Raw genomic sequence first — 279 nt, forward strand, 5'->3', positions numbered from 1 at the left:
TTATCGGTACAGACACCTTATATGATCATCGTGGCTATCGTGTTACTGGTCGCCCTGCTGATCATGCTGACGAAATTCCCGGCATTGCAGAGTGATAATCACAGTGACGCCAAACAAGGATCGTTCTCCGCATCGCTTTCTCGCCTGGCGCGTATTCGCCACTGGCGCTGGGCAGTATTAGCGCAATTCTGCTACGTTGGCGCACAAACGGCCTGCTGGAGCTATTTAATTCGCTACGCTGTAGAAGAAATTCCAGGTATGACAGCAGGCTTTGCCGCT

General features: G+C 51.6%; 1 pseudogene. It reads left to right on the forward strand.

From position 1 onward, the window contains the following. Positions 1-21: 21 nt before the first annotated feature. Positions 22-279 (forward strand): annotated as a pseudogene (locus B0E34_RS22870) (hypothetical protein); the annotation flags it as partial.

The sequence above is a fragment of the Chryseobacterium mucoviscidosis genome (genome assembly GCF_002177115.1).
In the GTDB taxonomy this organism is placed as follows: domain Bacteria; phylum Bacteroidota; class Bacteroidia; order Flavobacteriales; family Weeksellaceae; genus Chryseobacterium; species Chryseobacterium mucoviscidosis.